This window comes from Streptomyces composti (genome assembly GCF_012034205.1).
Lineage (GTDB): Bacteria > Actinomycetota > Actinomycetes > Streptomycetales > Streptomycetaceae > Streptomyces > Streptomyces composti.
On sequence record NZ_JAATEM010000010.1, the window covers coordinates 41042 to 60488 of the forward strand.

The window sequence follows — 19447 nt, forward strand, 5'->3', positions numbered from 1 at the left end:
GACCCGGCCACCCGAGGACGGCACCGTATGACCCGGCTACCCGAGGACGACACCGCATGATCCGCGTACTGATCGCCGACGACCAGCAGATGGTCCGGCAGGGCTTCACCGTGCTCCTGAACACCCAGCCCGACATCGAGGTCGTCGGCCAGGCGGTGGACGGACGCGACGCGGTCGCCCAGGCCGCCGAGGTCACCCCCGACGTGGTGCTGATGGACATCCGGATGCCCGAGCTGGGCGGTATCGAGGCCACCCGCCGGATCACCGGCGCCCATCCGGACATCCGGGTGCTGGTGCTGACCACCTTCGACCTCGACGAGTACGTCTACGACGCCCTGCGCGCCGGCGCCTCCGGGTTCCTCCTCAAGGACGCCTCCGCCGAGCAGCTCGCCGAGGCGGTGCGGGTGGTCGCCGCGGGGGACGCGCTGCTCGCACCCGCCATCACCCGCCGGCTGATCGCCGAGTTCTCCCGGCTGGACGCCCGCCCCCGCTCCCCGCTCAAGGAACGCGTCGGCAGCCTCACCGAACGCGAGACGGAGGTGCTGGCGCTGATCGCCCAGGGGCTGTCCAACGCGGAGATCGCGCAGCGGCTCGTCGTCGCCGAGCAGACGGTGAAGACGCATGTGGGGCGGATCCTGGTGAAGCTGGGACTGCGGGACCGGACCCAGGCGGCGGTCTTCGCCTACGAGTCCGGCCTGGTCCGCCCCTCGGGCTACTGAGGCCCCCGGGGCTGTTGGAGAGCTGTCGGACTCCTGAGCCACCCGCTCATCCATGAGGCGGGCCGTCATCGCCGCAGGTGGCCGCAGTAGTACTTCCGACGGACCCCGCAGAACCCCTCTCACCGGGGACGACCCCGGCCACCCGTTCGGCCTACGGTGGCAACCGTGACCGACACGACCCACACGCCCTCCCCGGGACCGCCCGGCTCCCCGCGCTCCGCGGGGGACGGGGCCGCGCAGCGCAGCCCCGAGTTCCAGCTGGCGCAGAACGCCCTGCGCGGACTGCGCAAGGACCTGATCGACGACGCCTTCGCCTACCGTCCGCTGCCCCGCACCGCGGCGAACGGCCGGCTGACCCGCCTGCTGCCCCGCCCGCTGCGCGGCTACGGGCCGCACGCCGCGGTGTCGGCCGCCGCGCTGCTGGCCTTCTGGGTCGGCTCGGTGGAGAGCTACGGCGTCCAGGGCCTGCTGGCGCTGCTCACCGGAGTGGTGTGTGCGGTGCCCGTCCTGATGACTCTGCTCCGCCCGGTCGGCGCCTTCTGGCTCTCGATGGCGGCCACGCCGGTGGTGTCGGTGCTCAGCGGCTGGCGCGACTGGCCCTGGATGCCCGGCGCGTTCATCTGCCACCTCTCCGTGCTGATCGTCGTCGCGATACGGACCCGGCCCCGCACCGCCGCCTGGATGTGGGCGCTCACCGCCCTGTACGGCTTCCTCGCGGAGACCGTCCTCGGCGGCGGCCGCGACTACACCGTCAGCGCGCCCATGCTCTTCCTCTCCGCGCTGGCCCTGCTGTCGGTGTCCGTGTGGCACATCCGGCGGGCGGCCGAGGAGGAGGTGACCGCCCAGCAGACGGTCACCGCGCACGAACGCTCCCGGCGCACCCTGCTGGAGGAGCGCACCACCATCGCCCGGGAGCTGCACGACGTGGTCGCCCACCACATGTCGGTGGTCGCCATCCAGGCGGAGGCCGCGCCCTACCGGGTGGAGAACCCGCCGCCCGAGCTGGAGCGGGCGTTCGTCACCATCCGGGAGAACGCGGTGGCCGCGCTCACCGAGCTGCGCCGGGTGCTCGGTGTGGTCCGTGCCGAGGACTACGAGGCACCGGACGCCCCGCAGCCCACCCTCGCCGACCTGGACGGCCTGCTCGCCAATGTGCGCGACGCCGGTCTGGAGGTGGAGAAGGTGGTGACCGGGGCGGTGCGGGAGCTGCCGCAGGGCGTGGAGCTGTCGGCGTACCGGATCGTGCAGGAGGCGCTCAGCAACAGCCTGCGCCACGCGCCCGGGGCCGCTGCGCGGGTGGAGATCGGGTACGTCCTCGGCGGGCTCGGCCTGCGGATCGTCAACGGCCCGCCGCCCAACCCGGCCCTGGTGAAACCGTCCCCCGGCGCCGGCCACGGCATCACCGGCATGCGGGAGCGGGTGACCATGCTGAACGGCGAGATGACGGCGGGCGCGACGCCCGAGGGAGGCTACGAGGTGACGGTGTTCCTGCCGGTCACGGCGGCGGAACGCGCGGGAGAGGACGCATGACCATCCGGGTGCTGGTCGCCGACGACCAGATGATGGTGCGCGAGGGCTTCTCGGTCCTGCTGAACGCGATGCCGGACATCGAGGTGGTGGGCGAGGCGGTCAACGGGCGCGAGGCGGTGCGCAAGGTCCGCGAACTCGCCCCCGACGTCGTCCTGATGGACATCCGCATGCCCGAGCTGAACGGCATCGAGGCGACCCGGGAGATCGTCGCGGCGGACAGCGCGGCGAAGGTCCTGGTGCTGACCACCTTCGACCTCGACGAGTACGTCTATCAGGCACTGCGCGCCGGGGCCTCCGGGTTCCTCCTCAAGGACGCCTCGGCCCGCCAGCTCGCCGACGGGGTGCGGGTCGTGGCCTCCGGCGAGGCCCTCCTCGCCCCCTCGGTCACCAAGCGCCTGATCACCGAGTTCTCCAAGCTCTCCGAGGCCCCGCGCCTGATGCCCTCCGCCCAGGCGGCCTACGGCGACCTCACCGAACGCGAGACGGAGGTCCTGGTCCTCATCGCCCAGGGCCTGTCCAACGCGGAGATCGCCGAACGCCTGGTCGTCGCCGAGTCCACCATCAAGACCCATGTCAGCCGCATCCTGGTCAAACTCGGCCTCCGCGACCGCACCCAGGCAGCGGTCTTCGCCTACGAGGCCCGCCTGGTGACGCCGGGGTGAGCACCGGGGGAGTCCGGGGCGGTCGCAGACTCCCCGCTCCGAGCCCTCTGGCCGGCCTCGGCACCTTGGGGCTAGCGTCCCTGCATGGCAGCCTTCGATCCGTGGGACCCGGCGTTCGTCGCCGACCCGTACCCCGCCTACGCAGAGTTGCGCGCCCAGGGGCGTGTGCACTGGTTCGAGCCGACGAACCAGTGGCTGGTGCCGCACCACGCGGACGTCTCCGCGCTGCTCAGGGACCGCCGGCTGGGCCGGACGTACCTGCACCGCTTCAGCCATGAGGAGTTCGGGCGCACGCCGCCACCGCCGGAGCACGAGCCGTTCCACACCCTCAACGACCACGGGATGCTCGACCTGGAGCCGCCGGACCACACCCGCATCCGGCGCCTGGTGTCGAAGGCGTTCACACCGCGGACGGTGGAGCGGCTGAAGCCGTATGTGGAGCAGCTGGCCGGTGAGCTGGTGGACCGGCTGGTCACCGCGGGCGGGGGCGATCTGCTGAGGGACGTCGCCGAGCCGCTGCCGGTGGCGGTGATCGCCGAGATGCTGGGCATCCCGGAGGCGGACCGGGGGCCGCTGCGGCCCTGGTCGGCGGACATCTGCGGGATGTACGAGCTGAACCCGTCCGAGGAGGCGGCGCGCAGGGCGGTGCGGGCGTCGATCGAGTTCTCGGACTACCTGCGGGGGCTGATCGCCGAGCGCCGCAAGGAGCCGGGCGACGACCTGATCTCCGGGCTGATCGCCGCGCACGACGAGGAGGACCGGCTCACCGAGCAGGAGATGATCTCGACCTGTGTGCTCCTGCTGAACGCGGGCCACGAGGCCACGGTGAACGCCACGGTCAACGGCTGGTGGGCCCTGTTCCGCAACCCCGGGCAGCTGGCGGCCCTGCGCGCGGACCACTCCCTCGTCCCCTCGGCGGTCGAGGAGCTGCTGCGCTACGACACCCCGCTGCAGCTCTTCGAGCGCTGGGTGCTGGACGAGATCGAGATCGACGGCACGGTCGTCCCCCGTGGTTCCGAGCTGGCGCTGCTCTTCGGCTCCGCCAACCACGACCCCGCCGTCTTCACCGACCCCGGGACCCTGGACATCACCCGCCGCGACAACCCGCACATCTCCTTCAGCGCCGGGATTCACTACTGCATCGGTGCACCTCTGGCGCGCATCGAACTGGCGGCGTCCATGGGGGCGTTGCTGAGGAAGGCCCCGGGGCTGAAGCCGGTGGCGGAGCCGAAGCGGAAGCCGAACTTCGTGATCCGGGGCCTGGAGGGGCTGGAGGTCGAGGTCTGACCCGGTCTCCGGGGGCGGCGACCGGCCGGCGTCCATGTCGTGCCGATCGGCCGGCGTCTATGTCGTCATGTCGCGGCGTCGCAAGGCCGCGAGGCCCGCGGCCACCAGGACCGCCGCGATCAGACACAGCACCACCAGCGGGCCCCAGCTCATCTCCGCCCCCGGCACCTTCGGCAGGTGGCCGAAGGGGGAGAGGTCCAGGACGGACCGGGGCAGGTCGAGGGCCGGGCCGACCCAGCCCAGGAGGAGGACCGCGCCGGCCGCGCCCCACGCCGCTGCCACCGCCGCCCTCGGCAGCAGGCCGTGCAGCAGGACGGCCGCGCCGCCGATCACCCACACCGCCGGGACCTGGACCAGGCAGGCGCCCAGGACTCCGCCCGGGTCCTTGCCGTAGGCCAGGGCGTATCCGGCTCCGGCCAGCAGCAGGATCCAGACCGCGCCGCCGAAGGCGATGACCAGGTGGCCGGCGGCCCAGCGGAGCCGGCCGACCGCGCAGGCCAGCACCGGTTCGGCCCGGCCGGAGGTCTCCTCCCCCGTGAGGCGGAGCACCGCGCCGACGACGTACAGCGCGGCGACCAGGCCCAGCATGCCGGTCATCGAGGCGACGAAGGCGTCCGTGAGCTGTGCCTGGCCGCCCATCCGCTCGATGATCCGCCGCGCCTGCTCGTTGTCGCCGACGAGATCCGCCGCGCCCTCGGTCATCCCGCCGTACACCAGCCCGGCGAGGAGGAACCCGATGCTCCAGCCGAGGAGGCCGCCGCGCTGCAGACGCCAGGCGAGCGCACCGGCCGTGCCGAGGCGGCCGGTGGCCGGTCCGGGGCGGGTCGGCAGGAAGCTCATGCCGAGGTCGCGGCGGCCGGTGAGTTCGTAGGCCACCGCGCCCTGCAGCAGGGCGGCACCGGCGATGAGCAGCAGGACCCACCAGCGTTCGGCGGCGAAGGGGCGGAGGTTCTCCTGCCAGCCCAGCGGCGAGAGCCAGGTGAGAGGGGAGGAGCCGTCGGCGGTCGCCGAGTCGCCGGCCGCCCGCAGCACGAAGCCCGCCCCCAGCAGGCCGGCCGTCAGGCCCCGGGCCAGGCGGGCGCTCTCCGTGAGCTGGGCGAGGACCGCGGCGGCCGTGGCGAAGAGCATGCCGGTGCCCGCGACGCCGAGGGCGAAGGCGACGGCGCCCGTGGCGCCCTGGCCGGACAGGCCGGCGGCGAGCAGCAGGGCCAGCGCGGCGTCGGCGACGGCTGCCGTCAGCAGAGCTGCCGTCAGCGGGGCCCGGCGGCCCACGGTCCCGGACGCCACCAGCTCCTGACGGCCGCTCTCCTCCTCGTCGCGGGTGTGGCGTACGACGATCAGCAGACTCATCACGGCGGCGAGGGCGGCGGCGTAGACGCCGGCCCGCCAGGCGGTGAGCGCGCCGAGGGAGTCGCCGAAGACCGGGCCGGTCATCGCGCGCAGGGAGGAGTTGGTCTCCATCTGCCGGACCAGGTCGGCGCGTTCGGCCGGTGTGCCGTAGAGGCTGTCCAGGGTGCCCGGCATGGACAGCACCATGAGGGCGTTCACCGCGATCCAGACGGGGATGAGCAGACGGTCACGGCGCAGGGCGAGGCGGAGCAGGGTGCCGGTGCCGGCGAGCTGCCGCGCGGCGGCGGGGCGCACCGCGAAGGCGGAGAACGCGGACGAGGTACTGCTCATGGGGCCACCGCCCCGGCGGACGCGGTGGCGTCCTTCTGGTAGTGACGCAGGAACAGCTCCTCCAGCGTCGGCGGCGTGGACGTCAGCGAGCGTACGCCCGAGTCGGTGAGCGAGCGCAGTACGGCGTCCAGCCGGTCGGTGTCGACCTGGAGCCGGACCCGGTTGCCGCGCACCTCCAGGTCGTGGACGCCGGGCAGGGCGGCGAGGCCGTCGGGCGGGCCGGCGAGCTCGGCGCTCACGCTGGTGCGGGTGAGGTGGCGCAGGTCGGCCAGCGAACCGCTCTCCACGGTCCGGCCCTTGCGGATGATGCTCACGCGGTCGCACAGCTCCTCCACCTCGCTGAGGATGTGCGAGGACAGCAGCACGGTCCGGCCGCGGTCCCGCTCCTCGGCGACGCAACTCTGGAAGACCTCCTCCATCAGCGGGTCGAGCCCGGAGGTCGGCTCGTCCAGGATCAGCAGGTCGACGTCGGAGGCGAACGCGGCGACCAGGGCGACCTTCTGCCGGTTCCCCTTGGAGTAGGTGCGGCCCTTCTTGGTCGGGTCCAGCTCGAAGCGGTCGATCAGCTCGGCGCGGCGGCGCGCGTCCAGGCCGCCGCGCAGGCGTCCGTAGAGGTCGATGACCTCGCCGCCGGAGAGGTTGCGCCAGAGCGTCACGTCGCCGGGGACGTAGGCGATCCGGCGGTGGATCTCCACGGCGTCCGTCCACGGGTCGCGCCCGAGGACCTGGACGGCGCCCGAGTCGGCGCGCAGCAGGCCGAGCAGGACGCGGATGGTGGTGGATTTCCCCGAGCCGTTGGGGCCGAGGAAGCCGTGCACCTCGCCGGACTCGACGTCCAGGTCGAGGCCCTCGAGGGCACGGGTGCGGCCGAACGACTTGTGCAGCCCGGAGACGGTGATGGCCTTGGTCATGCTCCGGAACGTACGCTTCTTTCAGAAATTTGTGAAGATACAGAAGTGACTGTACTGGCGGTTAGGGTTGCGAACGGAGGAGCAGCCTCGGCGCGGCAGCCGTAGGAGGGGAGTGATCGAGGCATGACACAGGCGGCGGCAGGGGCGACCGGCGCGGACGGCCGGGACCCGGAGGCGGTCTCCCGCTTCGTGGAGCACTTCGCGGCACAGCTGGTGGAGGCCGGCCTGCCGCGCATGCCCGCCCGCGTCTTCGCGGCCCTGCTCGCCTCCGACACCGGCGCCCTGACTTCGTCGGAGCTGGGCGAGCAGCTGAAGATCTCACCCGCCGCGGTGTCCGGCGCGGTGCGCTACCTCGCCCAGGTCCACATGATCTCCCGTGAGCGCGAGCCCGGCTCCCGCCGTGAGCGGTACCGCGTCCACGGCGACCAGTGGTACGAGGCCCTCACCAACCGCGAGGCGATCCTCCGGCGCTGGGAGGACGCCCTCCGCGAGGGCGTCACCAGCCTCGGCCCCACCACCCCGGCGGGCCGGCGCCTCACCGAGACCCTGGCCTTCTTCGAGTTCGTGGAGAAGGAGGTCGCCGCGATGATGGAACGCTGGCGCGAGCACCGTGAGCAGCGATTCGGCTCCGGCACCTCCACGCGTGACTGATCGGCTGCGCCGAGTGGCGGCTGGTCCGTCCGCAGGGTGGCGCACCATGACAGTCATGGCCGGGCGGCACCGCCGGCCTCCAGGCTCCCTGATCGTCCGCCGGACCGGTGGGGCTATCCGGGCGCCGGTACCGTCAGGCCCCAGGCGCCCTCTCTCACCTCCCAGGTCCGGGTGCGGACGGGGCCGGAGGTCAGAGCGTCGGCGCGGTAGCGGAAGTGGGCGCCGGAGACCGTGACCGTGCGGCCCTCCGCCAGGAGCGGGGGCGCCCCGGCGGGGCGGACCTCCACGCGGGCCCGGCCCGGGGCTGCCGGGCTCACCTGGACGCAGTCCACCGGCTGGTGGAGATCGACCAGCATGTCGCAGTCGACCTCCACGCGCAGGTGTGACGGTCCCGCGTCGGGCGCGGCCGTGACCAGGCGGGACGGCCGGGCCGGCACCAGGGTGCGCACCAGCGACTGGCAGGTCCGCAGCCAGGGGCGGCCCGCCCCGGACTCCTCCCGCCCGACCCCCGCACCCAGCGGCGGGATCCGCAGCCGGCCCAGCACCACCCCGTCGCTGTCGTCCACCAGCAGGTCCATCCGCCGCTCGGCCCCGTCCAGCACGGCCCGCGCCGCCGCCACCGCACTGGTCGGCACGCCCAGGGAGCGGGCGAGGGACAGCGCGCCGCCCACCGGCACCAGCGACAGCACGCACGCCGCCAGCTCGCGCTGCCGGTGCAGCAGGCTCACCGCCCGCACCAGCGCCCGGTCGTCACCGACCAGCACCGGCCGCCGCGAGCCGCGCCGCCGAAGCGCCCGGGCGAACTCCTCCGGACCGTCCGGCAGACACACCTTGGTGCCGGCCGCACCCGCGCTGAGCACGTCTTTCGCGATCCTCACGGACTCCCCGTCAGTGCGCCGGGCGACCGGATCGACGACCACCAGGAGCTGTTCGGGAGCGGACCAGGACGTCGCGGAGTGTGTCGCGGATGTCGCCACCTCGGCCATGCCTCGCTTCCTCGGGTAGCATCTTTGTGCAAGAGCCCCTTGCGCTGCGCTGTGCGCCCAGGGGCTTCGTCTATTCCGGGGCATCCGGTCCGACGGTTGGCGGCCAACGACGGTCGCGGTGCACGCGGCGGTGATCCTCCGCGTACGCCCTCGACCATGGACATGCCCCGCCCGGAAGGGGTGTACGCGCGTGCCCGCACTTGTGCTGCTCGGTGCTCAGTGGGGTGACGAAGGCAAGGGAAAGGCGACGGACCTGCTCGGCGGATCCGTCGATTACGTGGTGCGTTACCAGGGCGGCAACAACGCCGGCCACACGGTGGTGGTGGGCGATCAGAAGTACGCCCTGCACCTGCTCCCTTCCGGGATCCTGTCACCCGGCTGCACGCCGGTCATCGGTAACGGTGTCGTCGTCGACCCCTCGGTCCTGCTCTCCGAGCTGAGCGGGCTGAACGAGCGCGGCGTCGACACGTCCAAGCTGCTGATCAGCGGCAACGCGCACATCATCACGCCGTACAACGTCACGGTGGACAAGGTCACCGAGCGCTTCCTCGGCAAGCGCAAGATCGGGACCACCGGCCGCGGCATCGGCCCGACCTACGCCGACAAGATCAACCGCGTGGGCATCCGGGTGCAGGACCTGTACGACGAGTCGATCCTGACGCAGAAGGTCGAGGCGGCCCTCGACGTCAAGAACCAGATCCTCACCAAGCTCTACAACCGCCGCGCCATCGCCGCCGACCAGGTGGTCGAGGAACTGCTGGGCTACGCGGAGAAGCTGCGCCCGTACGTCGCCGACACCGTGCTGATCCTCAACCAGGCGCTGGAGCAGGACAAGGTGGTCCTCTTCGAGGGCGGCCAGGGCACGCTGCTGGACATCGACCACGGCACGTACCCGTTCGTCACCTCCTCCAACCCGACCGCGGGCGGCGCCTGCACGGGCACCGGCGTGGGCCCGACGAAGATCAGCCGGGTCATCGGCATCCTCAAGGCGTACACCACCCGCGTCGGCGCCGGCCCGTTCCCGACCGAGCTGTTCGACGAGGACGGCGAGGCGCTGCGCCGGATCGGCGGCGAGCGGGGTGTGACCACCGGCCGGGACCGCCGCTGCGGCTGGTTCGACGCGGTGATCGCCCGCTACGCGACCCGGGTGAACGGCCTGACCGACTTCTTCCTCACCAAGCTCGACGTCCTCACCGGCTGGGAGCAGATCCCGGTCTGCGTCGCCTACGAGATCGACGGCAGGCGTGTCGAGGAACTGCCGTACTCGCAGACCGACTTCCACCACGCGAAGCCCGTTTACGAGATGCTGCCGGGCTGGAGCGAGGACATCAGCAAGGCCAAGTCCTTCTCGGACCTGCCGAAGAACGCGCAGAACTACGTCAAGGCCCTGGAGGAGATGTCCGGCGCCCCGATCTCCGCGATCGGTGTCGGTCCGGGCCGCGACGAGACCATCGAGATCAACTCGTTCCTCTGAGCCCACGAGGGCCCTGGGACGGAGACGGACGGCCGGTACGGGAATCCCCCCGCACCGGCCGTCCGCCGTTCGCGCCCCTGACGCGCGCTCAGGCCCCTGCGGCCCCGCCGAGATGCTTGATCTTCTCGAAGGGACAGGCCCCCACCGTCACCACGGCCATGCCGTAGCCGGCGGACACCACCAGCCCCCAGGTGCTGATGGCCCCGCCGGCACCGCGCAGCACGACGGTGCCGACCGGCACCAGCGCCGCGAAGCTGAGCGCCGCGGCCCCCGTGCACCAGAACGCCACCAGCTCGTTCGCCCGCTTCCGCAGCCGGGGATCGGCCTTCACCCGCGCCGGCACCTCGTACCCGTGCGTCCGGTCGCGGACCTTCCCCCCGGTACCCGGTCAGCGCGGCAAGCCCACTGGCCTCACCCAGCAGTGCGAAACAGCCGAAGACGAGGATGTGGGCCATACCTGCTCCCGGGGGCGCGTGCTGCCGAGCGGTCTCAGCGGATGTACTCGGTGATGAAGGCGATCACCATGTTGACGGCCTTGTTCTTCACCCAGCCCGGCAGGAACTTCCGGACGACGCCGCCGATTTCCCCGCCGAGGCAGCCGATGACGGCGTTCCTGACACAGGTCTTCTTGCGGGAGGACTTGCCGGCCGCGATGTCGCTGAGCACCGAGGTGGGAGGCGAACGCGCAGGAGAATCTCGCATCCGGCAGCATGTCCCGCGTGGCCGGGAACCCATGAAAAGGATCACAGGAATCGGCTGGAACAGTTCGCCGGGAACGCGCATCTCACCTCGGTTCCAGCGGAACTGAGGGCTCTTCAGGCGGCCTTCTGAAGAAGAGGGCGGATCGCCCTTTCCGGTTGTGCGACTGGAGGCTCATCCGCCGCCGGGGCCCGTCGTTCTGAGGTGGGAGGACATCGGGACCGGGGAGGGATTACTTCAACTCCCCCGCACGCAAGGGTGTATGGGTCCGTAGCCGATCGATCAAGGGCCCCATCCTCGTGAGAAGAAGTCGGATAGCCCTCCTGGCGGCGGTGGGTACCGTCGCCACCTTGGTGCCCGCGCTGGCTCCCGCCACGGCGTCCGCGGCGGAGAACCAGCTCGGGCCGTTCTCCTTCTGACCGCACGACGCACCGCAAAGGGAGGCACTCCGCGCGGGGTGCCTCCCCTCGGCACGACCCCGGCGGCGAGCACCGGCCGACGGCTGCCGCGACACCAGGGAGACAGCCCCCATGACGCACACGGACACCCCGGAGCAGCAGCAGGAGGCACCGGGGTTCAGCACCGCCCAGTACATCGTCCCCTGCCTGGCGCTCGTCGTCGGCGACACCGGGGTGAGGAGGACTTACCTGGCCGAACGGCCCCTGCTGTTCTGGGTGTTCACCGCCATGGTCGCGCTCGGCGTGCTGTCCGCCGCCCTGCAGCTGAAGCGCCTGTGGACCGTCCACCGGCGCAGCCCGCTGCCCTGGTGGCCCCGGTTCCTCGGGCTGCTCCTCGCACTGTTCGCCCTGTACGTGGCCTGCCGTACCGGCGTTCGCATGGCCGGATAGACGATCACCTGGGCCCGGTACGGCCCTCGCGCATCAGCTGAACACGATCATCGACCCCTGCGCCAGACTCCGCGTCGCCGCCGCGTGCAGGCCCAGCCAGACGTGGCGCTCACGGGCGAAGGGGCTGGGGTCGTAGGGGGCGGGCACGGCCGGCTCCTCCAGCTCGGTGGGAGCACGCGGCGGTTCGGGCGCGGCCGGGGGGTTGGCCGGGTCGATGCCGAGGGTGGGGGCGACGAGTTCCAGTTCCCGCAGCAGCGCCTGGGAGGAGCCCAGCGGGCCGCCGCCGGCGAGGAGCTCGTCGCTGGACAGCGGGGTGGGGAAGTCGAGGGGGACGTACGCGCCCGCGTGGTCGTAGTGCCAGACCAGGTGGGACTGCTGGGCCGTGGCGTCGAACATCTCCAGCAGCTGCTCGTAGTCGCCGCCGAGTTCGTCCACCGGGGTCACCGGCAGGCCGCACACCTGGAGCAGGTAGGCGCGGCGCAGGAAGTGCAGCGCGTCGTAGTCGAACCCCGCGACCGGGGCGACCTCCCCGGACAGTCCCGGCATGTACTGGTACACCGGCACCGGTGGCAGGCCCGCCGCGGCGAGCACCGAGTTGTACTGCGCGAGTTCCTCGGCGAACGGGTTGTCGGGCGTGTGGCACAACACGTCCACGAGGGGCACCAGCCACAGGTCACAGGCCAAAGAGGGCTCCTCACGCGGCACCGGGGCCGTCGGTCGTCGGGAGAGGTCGGGAAGTCGTCAAGGAAGAGTACGGCGAGCCGTGCGCTTTCGTCTCCGGGCAGGTCACGGACAGCTGTTCGTCCCCTGCAGGACCCATACCCGCACGGGAGCGGGCGACGCAGCGGGGAGACGACCGCGCGCCTCAGCCGTCCTGGAGGCGGTCCACCAGCGCCAGCCCGTGGGCGTTGTAGGACTCGACGGTCGCGCGGGCGGCCTCGAGGTCGCCGCGAGAGAGGGCGTCGACCAGGGCGGTGTGCTCCGACCACAGGCGGCCCCGCAGGTCGGGCACCCGCCGCAGCTGCTGCACCACGCACACCCAGGTCTGCACGCGCAGCCGGTGCAGGAAGTCGCTCAGGTAGGGGTTGCCGAACAGCGCCCCCAGCTCCCGCCAGAAGCGCAGGTCGTAGCCGATCAGCACGGTGAGGTCCCCGGCGAGGGCCGCCCGCTGGGCCTCCTCACCGCGCCGCCGGACCCCGGCGAGGGCGGCGGCGACCCGGGGTTCCTCGGGTGCGAGACGGGCGAGCCGGCCCTCGGTCAGCGCGGCGAACATGCCGTCGGTGACCAGGCTGCGCGCCTCGATCATGCCGCGGAAGTCGGCCGCCGAGTACTCGTGCACCCGGAAGCCGCGATGCTGGTCGGCGTCGAGCAGGCCCTGCGCGGAGAGGTCGACCAGCGCCTCCCGCACGGGGGTCGCGGACACCCCGTACTGCTCGGCGATCTCCTTGACCGTGAACTCCTGCCCCGGTTGCAGCCGCCCGGCCAGCACCTCGTCGCGCAGCGCCTCGGCGATCTGCTGCCGCAGGGTGCTGCGGGTCACGGCGACACGGCCGCTGGGCATGGTCGGGCGTCTCCCTCGTCGCGGAACCGGTGACGTGCTCGTGGGGACCCGGGGCGCGACCCTCCGGCCGCACGGTCCGCGCGGTCCCTCACGAGCACGTCACCTTACGCGTTCCGGCAGGGCCCGCCCCAGGCCCCGCCCGGCGCCGCTACGCCACGTGCTGATCGGCCACCGACAGTGCCGCGTCCAGCACCGCCAGGCCCTCCTTCAGCTCCGCCTCGCTGACGGTGCACGGCGGCACCACATGGGTGCGGTTCATGTTCACGAAGGGCCACAGGCCGCCCTCCTTCGCGGCGGCCGCGAACGCCGCCATGGGGGCGTTGGCCTCGCCGGCCGCGTTGTACGGCACCAGCGGCTCGCGGGTCTCGCGGTCGCGGACCAGCTCCACCGCCCAGAACATGCCGACGCCGCGCACGTCGCCGACGCTCGGGTGGCGCTCGGCCAGTTCGCGCAGTCCGGGGCCGAGAACGGTCTCACCGAGCCGGGCCGCGTTCTCGACGATGCCCTCCTCCTCCATCGCGTTGATGGTGGCGACGGCGGCGGCGCAGGCCAGCGGGTGGCCGGAGTAGGTCAGACCGCCCGGGTAGGCGCGCTTGCCGAAGGTCTCGGCGATGGCGCCGGAGATGGCGACGCCGCCCAGCGGCACATAACCGGAGTTCACACCCTTGGCGAAGGTCATCAGGTCGGGCACCACGTCGTACAGGTCGGCCGCGAACCACTTGCCGGTCCGTCCGAACCCGGCCATCACCTCGTCCAGGATCAGCACGATCCCGTACTTGTCGCACAGCTCCCGCACGCCCGCGAGGTAACCGGCGGGCGGCACCATGATCCCGGCGGTGCCGGGGATGGTCTCCAGCAGGATCGCGGCGATGGTCGACGGTCCCTCGAAGGCGATCGTGGTCTCCAGGTGCTCCAGCGCCCGGGCGCACTCCTGCTCCTCGGTCTCCGCGTAGAAGCGCGAGCGGTACAGGAACGGCGCCCAGAAGTGCACCACGCCCTGCGAGGCGGTGTCGGAGGCCCAGCGGCGCGGGTCGCCGGTGAGGTTGATGGCCTGCTGGGTGCCGCCGTGGTACGAGCGGTAGGCGGAGAGCACCTTGGGGCGGCCGGTGTGCAGGCGGGCCATGCGCACCGCGTGCTCGTTGGCGTCGGCGCCGCCGTTGGTGAAGAAGATCTTGTCCAGGTCGCCGGGGGTGCGCTCGGCTATCAGCCGGGCCGCCTCCGAACGGGCCTCCACGGCGAACGCGGGCGCGAAGGTCGTCATTCTCGCCGCCTGCTCCTGGATCGCGGCGACGACCTTGGGGTGCTGGTAGCCGACGTTCGTGTAGACGAGACCACTGGTGAAGTCGAGGTAGCGGCGCCCGTCGTAGTCCCAGAAGTACGACCCCTCCGCTCCGGCGACGGCGAGCGGGTCGATGAGCTCCTGAGCGGACCAGGAGTGGAAGACGTGCGCACGGTCGGCGGCCTTCACTGCGGCGCCGGCCTCGGGGTTCGGCTGAGGGGTCTGAGGGGTCATACGCCGAGGGTAGGCGGCGTGCGGGCGGCGGCGACATCGGCGGCCTGTCTGCGGTCGCGGTCTTTCCGCGACAGGTTGTCGACGGACGGGCGGCCAGGGGGGCCGTGGCCTCCGGAAGCTATTGACAGCATGCTGTCTAAATGACAGCATCTTGTCATCGAATCCTGTCGTCAGGTCTGCCGCCGGAAGCAGACCCGGAAGCAGCGTCGGACGCGGGATCCGGAGCAGGTGTCACCCATCCCCCGAACCCAGGGAGCGGTCATGACCCGCAAGCCCGTCCACCTCGCCCTCTACGACACCTTCGCCGACTGGGAGACCGGCCACACCACCGCCCATCTCACCCAGGCCGGGTTCGAGGTCCGTACCGTCGGACCCACCACGGAGCCCGTCACCACCATGGGCGGACTGCGGATCGTCCCCGACCTGGCCCTCGGCGCGCTGCGCCCCGAGGACAGCTCGCTGCTCGTCCTCACCGGCGCCCGCCTGTGGGACGAGGGCGACGCGCTCGCCCCCTTCGCCCGGGCCGCCCGCGCCTTCCTCGACGCCGGGGTGCCCGTCGCCGCGATCTGCGGCGCCACCGCCGGGCTCGCCCGCGAGGGCCTGCTGGACGACCGGGCGCACACCAGCGCCGCGCCCGCCTACCTCGCGGCCACCGGATACGCGGGCGGAGACCGGTACGCCGACACCGACGCCGTCACCGACCGGGGGCTGATCACCGCCGGGCCCACCGAGCCCGTCGCCTTCGCACGGGAGGTCTTCCGGCTGCTCGGCGCCTTCGACGAGAAGGTGATCGACGCGTGGTACCGGCTGTTCCACCACTCGGACGCGGCCGCGTACGCCGAGCTGCAGGCGGCGGCCCGGTGAGCGCAGCGGCCCCGGAGCACGCGGGGGACCGAGGGCGGCAGGAGCTGCTCAGCCGCGCTGCGCTCGGCGTCTTCCGGCTCAACGGCCAGTTCCTGCAGCTGGCCGAGGAGCTGGCCCGTCCGGCCGGCCTCACCGCGGCCCGCTGGCAGGTGCTCGGCGCGGTCCTCGGCGAGCCGCTGCCGGTGGCGGGCATCGCCCGCGTCATGGGCATCACCCGGCAGAGCGTCCAGCGCATCGCCGACCTGCTGGTCGGGCAGGGCCTCGCCGAGTACCGCCCCAACCCGGCCCACCGCCGCGCCAAACTCCTCGCGCCCACCGAGGAGGGGCGGGCCGCGATCGCCCGCATCGACCCCGGGCACGCGGCCTTCGCCGAGCGGCTGGCGCACGCGTACGGGGAGGCGGACCTGGCCGGTGCGGTGGCGGCCCTGGAACGCCTGTCCGAGGTCCTCGACCGCCTGGACGGGCCCGTTACGGAACCGTAGGCACAGCCGGCTCACCCCGCACCGGCCCGGCACTATCCTCGGCTTGTTGCTCACTTGGGGGGAAGGCGGCGCAGCGATGGAGAAGCTCGGACCCGGGGATCCGCAGCAGATCGGGGCGTACCGGCTGCTCGCGCGGCTCGGGGCCGGGGGGATGGGGCACGTCTATCTGGCCCGTTCCGAGCGGGGCCGCACGGTCGCCGTGAAGCTCGTGCGGGAGGAGCTGGCCCGGCAGGAGGAGTTCCGGGCGCGCTTCCGGCAGGAGGTGGAGGCGGCCCGGCAGGTCGGCGGCCACTGGACGGCGCCCGTGCTGGACGCGGACACCGAGGCGGCCGTGCCGTGGGTGGCCACCGGGTATGTCGCGGGGCCCAGCCTGCAGCAGGTCGTCGGCCACGACCACGGGGCGCTGCCGGAGCGGTCGGTGCGCATCCTCGCGGCCGGTCTGGCGCACGCCCTCGAGGACATCCACGCGGCGGGGATGGTCCACCGGGACCTCAAGCCGTCCAACGTGCTGGTCACCATCGACGGCCCCCGGGTGATCGACTTCGGGATCGCGCGGGCCCTGCAGACGGTGACCGACGGCGGGCTGACCCGCACCGGGGCGCTGGTCGGCTCGCCCGGCTTCATGGCGCCCGAGCAGGTGCGCGGCGACCGCATCACCCCGGCCTGCGACATCTTCTGCCTGGGCTCGGTCCTCGCCTACGCCGCCACCGGCAGGCTCCCCTTCGGCACCGCCAACAGCGGAGTGCACGCGCTGATGTTCCGCATCGCGCAGGAGGAACCGGACCTCGAGCCGGTGCCGGAGGGGCTGCGCGACCTCATCGGCGACTGTCTGAAGAAGGACCCGGACGCGCGTCCCGGGCTGGACGAGATCCTCCGGCGGACCGGCGCGGAGGACACGGTCGCCGACGGCCGCTCCCGCGACCCGTGGCTACCGAGCGCCCTGGTCGCCCAACTGGGCCGCCACGCGGTGCAGTTGCTGGACACCGAGAACCCCGAGGCGCCGCAGGCGCAAGCGGACACGGGCGGGCCGACACCCACCGCTGTCTCCGAGACCCCGGCCGGTGCCTCGCCCGAGGGGGCCGCCAAGGACGCTCCCGCCGCGTCCCCTTCGGGTGCCGCGCCCGCCGCGACGCCCGAACACGCCCCCGCGGACGACGACGCCGCGCCGCCACCTCCCGGTGAACCGGGCAGCGGGGGCCCGGTGAACCACCTGCCCACCGTGGTCGTCGGCGGTCCGGGCGGCACCACCCCGCCCCCTGGCCCGGCCCCGGGCGCCCCCGGTCACCCGCAGCAGCACCCCCAGCCCGCCGCCTACGGCTACCCGTACGGCGGCTACCCGAGCGGCGCCACCCCTCCGTACGGCCCGCCGCCCTACTACGGGGCACCCGGCGGACAGGACCCCCGGCGGGACCCGCGCCCCTCCACCGCGCTGCTCGTGCTGATCGCCCTGGTCGTCGCGCTCGCGGCGGGTGGCACCGTGTACGCGCTGATGAGCGGCGGGGACAAGAGCAACGAGGCCGACGACCCGGCGGCGCCGCCCTCGACGGCCGTCACCGCACCCGACACCGCCGGCGCCACCACCCCCACCACCGGGCCGGACGCCTCGAAACGGCCGAGCACCACCCCGCCGCCGTCCGGCGGGGCGATCCCCACCGCCTACCTGGGCAGATGGTCCACCTCGTTCCGCAACGCGATGGGCGAGCACACCCGCCGGCTGACCCTCCAGCAGGGCGAGACCGGCGACACGGTGCTCTCCCTCGTCGCGGACGGCCCCACCGGCAGCGGCACCTATCACTGCGTCTTCGAGGCGGAGCTGACCTCCGCCTCCGACGACCGAGTGCGGCTCGGCCCGTCCACGGTCACCGTCGGCCGGCCCAGCAGCTCCTGCACGCCGGGCTCCGCCAGCGAGATCACCCTGCTCCCCGACGGCTCGCTCCGGCGCGTGCACAGCGGGGGCGAGCTGACCTTCCAACGGGACTGACCCCGGCCCGGGCTCGCCCTGGACCGTCTCCGGCTCCCGGACCGGCCCGGGCTCCGGTTCCCGGATCGGCCCGTGCCCGGTCCCCGGCCCGGAGCAGGAAGGGCTACCTCGGCTCCGGCGGGCGCTGTCTCGGCATGTTCGGGCGCGGCTGGTGTCCCGGAGGCGAGGGGATGCGCCCGTTGGGTGACGCGCCCTGCTCCTGCCGGGCGCCGTTCGCCACCGCCGTGTGCACGCTCAGCGGCGCGGTCCCGGTGCGGAACTCCACCATCCAGTCCGCCGTCTCGACCCGCACCAGCTCCGTGATGTCCTCCGAGAAGCGGCGCAGCACGTTCAGGCACCGCTCCGCCGCCTCGCCGGCCGTGCCCTCCGCGGGGCCCAGAACCTCCCGGACACACTCCGACGCCCAGTCGAACTGCAGCGCCTGCAACCGCCGCTGCACCGCCTGCGCGGTGGCCACGTCCCGCATCCAGCCGGACGTCACCCCGAAGAACCGGTCCCCGGCCACGCATGCCGCGCCCAGCAGCAGCGCCAGATAGCCCCAGGGCGCGACCCCGCTCACCGCCCCGGCCAGATCCAGCAGCGGCAGCGCCGCCCCGGTCACCACGCCCGCCGCCGCGCCGACCCGCAGCGCCCGGGCGCACCGGCGCTTCCGGACCCGGTCGGCGAGATACCAGGCGGCCGTCTCCAGCGCGCCCCGCTCCACCCACCGGTACAGCTCGTCCAGCCGGGCCGCGGGCTCGCCCCAGTCCCCGAGCGGGAACACCCGGCCGCCGAGGTCTCCCGGCCCCGCCTGCCCCGGCCGCCGCAGCCAGGCCGACGCCCCCTCGCCGCGCAGCTCGCCCCGCCCGTTCTGAGGCCGACCCTCGGGCTGCATCTCCGGCTGACCCACCCGGTACTCCCTAACTGACCGCGACTACGTGACTGACCCCGACCGATCCGACTGCTGCTCCCCGACCGCCCCCGGCCGGCCCGTACCGTTCACTCCACGCACCCGGCTGGTGACACCCGGTGCCGGTGTGGCGGACCCTTGATACCGCCCAAAGGGGTGGGCGCGCCGGTGTTTCTGCCGCTTTTCCGCCCGTACGGGGGCCTTGATCAGGTATAGGGTCCCGGCGCGGCTCACTCGAAAGAGTGCTGGGGCGACGCCCGCTGCGACCACGTAGGCTCGTGCCGAACGGGAAAAACGCCCGATGGACGATGGGAGCTGATCGTGATCCCCGGTGGTGGCCAGCCCAACATGCAGCAGTTGCTCCAGCAGGCCCAGAAGATGCAGCAGGACCTGGCCAAGGCGCAGGAGGAACTGGCCGGCACGGAGGTCGAGGGGCAGGCCGGCGGCGGTCTGGTGAAGGCGACCGTCACCGGCTCGGGAGAGCTGCGCGCGCTGAAGATCGACCCGAAGGCGGTGGACCCGGAGGACACCGAGACCCTCGCCGACCTGGTCGTCGCGGCGGTCCACGCGGCCAACGAGAACGCCCAGGAGCTGCAGCAGCAGAAGCTCGGCCCGCTCGCGCAGGGCCTGGGCGGGGGCGGCATTCCCGGTCTGCCGTTCTGAGTCGTTCTGCCTTTCTCAGACCGGCCGAGCCCTCTACCGTACGTAGT

20 protein-coding genes are annotated in these 19447 nt (G+C 73.0%); 11 read left to right on the forward strand and 9 right to left on the reverse strand.

Annotated elements, in window-relative coordinates; translation table 11 throughout:
• Positions 1-56 precede the first annotated feature (56 nt).
• The 4 genes from HCJ93_RS10025 (at position 57) to HCJ93_RS10040 (ending at position 4198) form a co-directional block, all read left to right on the forward strand.
• Positions 57-719 carry a response regulator gene (locus HCJ93_RS10025; protein ID WP_167993232.1) on the forward strand — a complete coding sequence of 221 codons (663 nt, stop codon included), beginning with the start codon at positions 57-59 and terminating at the stop codon, positions 717-719.
• A gap of 165 nt (positions 720-884) precedes the next feature.
• Positions 885-2249 carry a sensor histidine kinase gene (locus HCJ93_RS10030; RefSeq protein WP_167993234.1) on the forward strand — a complete coding sequence of 455 codons (1365 nt, stop codon included), beginning with the start codon at positions 885-887 and terminating at the stop codon, positions 2247-2249.
• On the forward strand, positions 2246-2911 hold the full coding sequence (locus HCJ93_RS10035; RefSeq protein ID WP_167993236.1) for a response regulator: 666 nt from the start codon (positions 2246-2248) through the stop codon (positions 2909-2911). Before HCJ93_RS10030 ends, HCJ93_RS10035 begins: the two co-directional genes overlap by 4 nt.
• A gap of 84 nt (positions 2912-2995) precedes the next feature.
• Positions 2996-4198, forward strand: coding sequence for a cytochrome P450 (locus tag HCJ93_RS10040; RefSeq protein ID WP_167993238.1), 1203 nt, complete (start codon positions 2996-2998; stop codon positions 4196-4198).
• Positions 4199-4255: 57 nt separating this feature from the next.
• On the opposite strand, the gene HCJ93_RS10045 is transcribed toward HCJ93_RS10040, so the two are convergent.
• Complete coding sequence (locus tag HCJ93_RS10045; RefSeq protein WP_167993240.1) at positions 4256-5878, reverse strand: ABC transporter permease; 1623 nt, start codon at positions 5876-5878, stop codon at positions 4256-4258.
• Complete coding sequence (locus HCJ93_RS10050) at positions 5875-6789, reverse strand: ABC transporter ATP-binding protein (RefSeq protein WP_167993242.1); 915 nt, start codon at positions 6787-6789, stop codon at positions 5875-5877. The genes HCJ93_RS10045 and HCJ93_RS10050 overlap by 4 nt, the downstream gene beginning before the upstream one ends.
• Before the next feature lie 123 nt (positions 6790-6912).
• Between HCJ93_RS10050 and HCJ93_RS10055 the strand changes: the two genes are divergently transcribed.
• A complete protein-coding gene (locus tag HCJ93_RS10055; RefSeq protein WP_167993252.1) occupies positions 6913-7440 on the forward strand; it encodes a GbsR/MarR family transcriptional regulator in 528 nt (175 codons plus the stop codon).
• Positions 7441-7553: 113 nt separating this feature from the next.
• Here the strand turns inward: HCJ93_RS10055 and HCJ93_RS10060 are convergent, their stop codons facing one another.
• Positions 7554-8426, reverse strand: coding sequence for a diacylglycerol kinase family protein (locus HCJ93_RS10060; RefSeq protein ID WP_167993254.1), 873 nt, complete (start codon positions 8424-8426; stop codon positions 7554-7556).
• A 190-nt stretch (positions 8427-8616) separates the two neighbouring features.
• On the opposite strand from HCJ93_RS10060, the gene HCJ93_RS10065 reads away from it, so the two are divergent.
• Positions 8617-9900: an adenylosuccinate synthase gene (locus HCJ93_RS10065; protein ID WP_167993256.1), complete on the forward strand. Its 1284-nt coding sequence runs from the start codon at positions 8617-8619 to the stop codon at positions 9898-9900.
• 88 nt (positions 9901-9988) lie between these two features.
• Here the strand turns inward: HCJ93_RS10065 and HCJ93_RS10070 are convergent, their stop codons facing one another.
• The gene (locus HCJ93_RS10070; RefSeq protein WP_240967531.1) at positions 9989-10231 is read right to left on the reverse strand and encodes a hypothetical protein; all 243 of its coding nucleotides are present in this window, start codon (positions 10229-10231) and stop codon (positions 9989-9991) included.
• A 158-nt stretch (positions 10232-10389) separates the two neighbouring features.
• Positions 10390-10602: a hypothetical protein gene (locus HCJ93_RS10075; protein WP_240967532.1), complete on the reverse strand. Its 213-nt coding sequence runs from the start codon at positions 10600-10602 to the stop codon at positions 10390-10392.
• A 527-nt stretch (positions 10603-11129) separates the two neighbouring features.
• Here HCJ93_RS10075 and HCJ93_RS10080 point away from each other — a divergent pair.
• The gene (locus HCJ93_RS10080) at positions 11130-11447 is read left to right on the forward strand and encodes a cytochrome ubiquinol oxidase subunit I (RefSeq protein ID WP_167993258.1); all 318 of its coding nucleotides are present in this window, start codon (positions 11130-11132) and stop codon (positions 11445-11447) included.
• Between the two features lie 33 nt (positions 11448-11480).
• Here HCJ93_RS10080 and HCJ93_RS10085 read toward each other — a convergent pair whose 3' ends face one another.
• From HCJ93_RS10085 to HCJ93_RS10095, 3 genes are all read right to left on the reverse strand, one after another.
• Positions 11481-12131 (reverse strand): putative DNA-mimic protein, encoded by a 651-nt coding sequence (locus tag HCJ93_RS10085; protein ID WP_167993260.1) that lies wholly within the window; start codon positions 12129-12131, stop codon positions 11481-11483.
• A gap of 181 nt (positions 12132-12312) precedes the next feature.
• Complete coding sequence (locus HCJ93_RS10090; RefSeq protein ID WP_167993262.1) at positions 12313-13008, reverse strand: GntR family transcriptional regulator; 696 nt, start codon at positions 13006-13008, stop codon at positions 12313-12315.
• A gap of 148 nt (positions 13009-13156) precedes the next feature.
• On the reverse strand, positions 13157-14521 hold the full coding sequence (locus HCJ93_RS10095; RefSeq protein WP_167993264.1) for an aspartate aminotransferase family protein: 1365 nt from the start codon (positions 14519-14521) through the stop codon (positions 13157-13159).
• Between the two features lie 261 nt (positions 14522-14782).
• Here HCJ93_RS10095 and HCJ93_RS10100 point away from each other — a divergent pair, with 261 nt between their 5' ends.
• The 3 genes from HCJ93_RS10100 to HCJ93_RS10110 all read left to right on the forward strand — a co-directional run bounded on the left by HCJ93_RS10100 (position 14783) and on the right by HCJ93_RS10110 (position 17848).
• Positions 14783-15385, forward strand: coding sequence for a DJ-1/PfpI family protein (locus HCJ93_RS10100; protein ID WP_167993266.1), 603 nt, complete (start codon positions 14783-14785; stop codon positions 15383-15385).
• Positions 15382-15867, forward strand: coding sequence for a MarR family winged helix-turn-helix transcriptional regulator (locus HCJ93_RS10105; RefSeq protein ID WP_167993268.1), 486 nt, complete (start codon positions 15382-15384; stop codon positions 15865-15867). The genes HCJ93_RS10100 and HCJ93_RS10105 overlap by 4 nt, the downstream gene beginning before the upstream one ends.
• A gap of 76 nt (positions 15868-15943) precedes the next feature.
• Complete coding sequence (locus HCJ93_RS10110; protein WP_167993270.1) at positions 15944-17848, forward strand: protein kinase domain-containing protein; 1905 nt, start codon at positions 15944-15946, stop codon at positions 17846-17848.
• A 103-nt stretch (positions 17849-17951) separates the two neighbouring features.
• Here HCJ93_RS10110 and HCJ93_RS10115 read toward each other — a convergent pair whose 3' ends face one another.
• Positions 17952-18737: an SLATT domain-containing protein gene (locus HCJ93_RS10115; RefSeq protein WP_167993272.1), complete on the reverse strand. Its 786-nt coding sequence runs from the start codon at positions 18735-18737 to the stop codon at positions 17952-17954.
• 321 nt (positions 18738-19058) lie between these two features.
• Between HCJ93_RS10115 and HCJ93_RS10120 the strand changes: the two genes are divergently transcribed.
• The gene (locus HCJ93_RS10120; protein WP_167993273.1) at positions 19059-19400 is read left to right on the forward strand and encodes a YbaB/EbfC family nucleoid-associated protein; all 342 of its coding nucleotides are present in this window, start codon (positions 19059-19061) and stop codon (positions 19398-19400) included.
• Positions 19401-19447 lie beyond the last annotated feature (47 nt).

What these genes read in the sequence shown, in the direction of transcription:
- HCJ93_RS10025 (WP_167993232.1), top strand. Translation starts at nt 57, where the DNA reads ATGATCCGCGTACTGATCGCCGACGACCAGCAGATGGTCCGGCAGGGC.
- HCJ93_RS10035 (WP_167993236.1), top strand. Translation starts at nt 2,246, where the DNA reads ATGACCATCCGGGTGCTGGTCGCCGACGACCAGATGATGGTGCGCGAG.
- HCJ93_RS10040 (WP_167993238.1), top strand. Translation starts at nt 2,996, where the DNA reads ATGGCAGCCTTCGATCCGTGGGACCCGGCGTTCGTCGCCGACCCGTAC.
- HCJ93_RS10045 (WP_167993240.1), bottom strand. Translation starts at nt 5,878, where the DNA reads ATGAGCAGTACCTCGTCCGCGTTCTCCGCCTTCGCGGTGCGCCCCGCC.
- HCJ93_RS10050 (WP_167993242.1), bottom strand. Translation starts at nt 6,789, where the DNA reads ATGACCAAGGCCATCACCGTCTCCGGGCTGCACAAGTCGTTCGGCCGC.
- HCJ93_RS10055 (WP_167993252.1), top strand. Translation starts at nt 6,913, where the DNA reads ATGACACAGGCGGCGGCAGGGGCGACCGGCGCGGACGGCCGGGACCCG.
- HCJ93_RS10060 (WP_167993254.1), bottom strand. Translation starts at nt 8,426, where the DNA reads ATGGCCGAGGTGGCGACATCCGCGACACACTCCGCGACGTCCTGGTCC.
- HCJ93_RS10075 (WP_240967532.1), bottom strand. Translation starts at nt 10,602, where the DNA reads ATGCGAGATTCTCCTGCGCGTTCGCCTCCCACCTCGGTGCTCAGCGAC.
- HCJ93_RS10080 (WP_167993258.1), top strand. Translation starts at nt 11,130, where the DNA reads ATGACGCACACGGACACCCCGGAGCAGCAGCAGGAGGCACCGGGGTTC.
- HCJ93_RS10090 (WP_167993262.1), bottom strand. Translation starts at nt 13,008, where the DNA reads ATGCCCAGCGGCCGTGTCGCCGTGACCCGCAGCACCCTGCGGCAGCAG.
- HCJ93_RS10095 (WP_167993264.1), bottom strand. Translation starts at nt 14,521, where the DNA reads ATGACCCCTCAGACCCCTCAGCCGAACCCCGAGGCCGGCGCCGCAGTG.
- HCJ93_RS10100 (WP_167993266.1), top strand. Translation starts at nt 14,783, where the DNA reads ATGACCCGCAAGCCCGTCCACCTCGCCCTCTACGACACCTTCGCCGAC.
- HCJ93_RS10110 (WP_167993270.1), top strand. Translation starts at nt 15,944, where the DNA reads ATGGAGAAGCTCGGACCCGGGGATCCGCAGCAGATCGGGGCGTACCGG.